1 protein-coding gene is annotated in these 646 nt (G+C 42.9%); it reads right to left on the reverse strand.

All coding sequences use genetic code 11. The annotated features are described in order from the left end of the window. Positions 1–567 (reverse strand): integrase core domain-containing protein (locus JCM15548_RS20765; protein ID WP_162198318.1); only part of this gene is annotated, 567 nt, incomplete at its 3' end. Positions 568–646: the final 79 nt, after the last annotated feature.

A 646-nucleotide genomic window follows, 5' to 3' on the forward strand; every position in this document is an offset into this window, starting at 1 on the left:
CAAAAGGAGGACAAACTGGTCCTCTGGCTCAATATTACCCGAAGTATCGGACTGGGCGTTTTTCAGCGCTTCGACATACTTTCGTTTATACTCCACCGGGGAGTAATGGTCCAACCTGTGCAATATCCAATGTGTATTATATTTGTCAACAAAATCAGCTATTTCCCTTTGAGCCTCCTCTATAGAATTAAATGACTTGATCTGCAGAAGCTCTTCTTCCAGCGTACGGTGAAACCGCTCAATTATGCCATTGCATTCCGGCGACCTTACATATGCCTTTGACATTCCCAGACCAAGAAACTTCATCTCATTCATAAAGTCTGCTGAGTCATATTGTGAACCGTGATCACTGCGTAATTGCAACTCCAGACCTCTGCAAATATCTTTTTTAACAGAGCCAAATTGTTTCTGAATTGCAGAACGTACTGGCTCCATAGCCGCAAAACGGTTACCAATCTTTGCTATATGCCAGGCCAATATCTCGTCATTAAAATGGTCAATAACACCAAAGAACCAGTGCCACCCACTTCCATTAATCCAGAACTTTTTGCCATCAGTGGCCCACATCAAATTTGGTTTATCAGTTATAATGCGCCCCTTATGATCGTTCTTCTTAGCACTTCTGGATCTCCTGTTTGGGCTCAGT

Origin of the sequence: Geofilum rubicundum JCM 15548 (assembly GCF_000974365.1) — a bacterium.
GTDB classification, from domain to species: domain Bacteria; phylum Bacteroidota; class Bacteroidia; order Bacteroidales; family Marinilabiliaceae; genus Geofilum; species Geofilum rubicundum.